The sequence below is a fragment of the Pseudoalteromonas sp. NZS71 genome, from assembly GCF_015864715.1.
In the GTDB taxonomy this organism is placed as follows: domain Bacteria; phylum Pseudomonadota; class Gammaproteobacteria; order Enterobacterales; family Alteromonadaceae; genus Pseudoalteromonas; species Pseudoalteromonas arctica.
Genome location: NZ_JADYWS010000067.1, coordinates 1 through 1450, shown reverse-complemented (window position 1 = coordinate 1450; position 1450 = coordinate 1). Strand labels below are relative to the sequence as shown.

The following is a 1450-nucleotide window of genomic DNA, read 5'->3' as shown; positions in this document are numbered from 1 at the left end:
AATAATGTTTCTTTTACGTTTATTTAATTATGGAATGATTATGATAAAAAATTTACTTTTAACATCTTTAATTGGACTAGTTTCTTTCTCAAGTTTAGCCTCGGAAACTCCACTTTACACTGAATGCTCAACATGTTTTTCTTTCGAACAGTTCAAAAATACAGCAAGATTAAAAGCTAAAGTAGATCGCCCTCGCGATGTTTATGTAATGAATCTAGATAAATCAATTATTGAGAAATTCAATGTTTCTAAGACCATTACAGGGTACAGGATATTAAAAGGAGATAATGAACCTGATGGTCGTGGTGGTCATATTCAAGATGTAAGAATACCTATATATAGTTGGACTGTAGATAGCTATGGTGTAGAGCAGGACGCTTTAAATACTTTTCATAATATATCTGATGCAAAAAGTGCTGTTGTTGCAAGCTTAGCTGGAGTAAGCGCAACTATTGTGCCTAAAGAGATTGCAGGTAGCGCTTGGGACTTAGTTGGATTTGGTGCAAAACAATATGAAGTTTCATCTTATTATAATGAACATACAACCCTAGAACAGGATATATCGAACTTTACAATCGCAGCGGCAAAAGTTTCTGGCGTTGCTGAAATTGAAAAAGTCTTTATGCAGGTTGCTTTTGATGACAAAAGCATTGCAATATATTCGTTATATGGAATTATTGGTGATGAGCTTATATGGGATTTTGAACATGGTAGAGATGTTGACGGAAACAAAGTTGAACCTACACTTCCTGTAACATCACCACGTACATATACCTTTAAAAAAGGTGGTTTATCAACTTTCTCAAATTTTTATGATGCTGCCGTGCGTTCTGGAGCCCAATTTTACAGTACCTCTGCTAAATCACCTTCTTCTGCAGGTCGAGTTTCTTGTGTAGGCGGTAAAGCTCCTGGTTCATATATATGTACTTATACAAAATAATTAATTAAAAAATAGAGCCTTGTAAAACAAGGCTTTAAAATACATGAAAGTTCAACTCCTATGTAACACTATTTCTAACATCCATTATGAACCTTATTAAGTTTTCTTTTGTTGCTCTGATACTTTGAGCTTTGTTAAATTAAGATATAGAGTAAACATTAATTAATGCAGGGACAGCTACATGAGATTTAGAAAGAGCATCAGAATAGGTAAGGGTTCAAGGGGCAACCTAGGAAAAAAGGGAATTACTAGCATTTCTGTTGGAGGTAAAGGTTGAATTCGAAGAGAGCTTTTATGTTTCATAGCTCTCTTCGATGAATGAACTTAAGTATTCAGCATTGGTCTTTAATTTATTTATCAAACTGTTTTTTCGACTAAGAGCGTTACCGTGATTTTTTGCCTTCTGTTTTTCGATTTTCATTTCTCGTTTATTGTGCTGTATTAATTCGTTTTTTTCAGTCAGTGTATTTCCAATTTCATCCGATTTTCTTTTTTCCTTTTGATAGCACT

At 33.9% G+C, this 1450-nt stretch carries 3 protein-coding genes; 2 read left to right on the top strand and 1 reads right to left on the bottom strand.

Translation table 11 applies throughout. From position 1 onward, the window contains the following. A partial coding sequence (locus I6E85_RS20720; RefSeq protein WP_231621113.1) for a hypothetical protein occupies nt 1-940 on the top strand: 940 nt, incomplete at its 5' end. 181 nt (nt 941-1121) lie between these two features. After that, nucleotides 1122-1217, top strand: coding sequence for a DUF4236 domain-containing protein (locus I6E85_RS20715; protein WP_076915493.1), 96 nt, complete (start codon nt 1122-1124; stop codon nt 1215-1217). 15 nt (nt 1218-1232) lie between these two features. On the opposite strand, the gene I6E85_RS21110 is transcribed toward I6E85_RS20715, so the two are convergent. After that, nucleotides 1233-1450 (bottom strand): hypothetical protein (locus I6E85_RS21110; protein ID WP_231621112.1); only part of this gene is annotated, 218 nt, incomplete at its 5' end.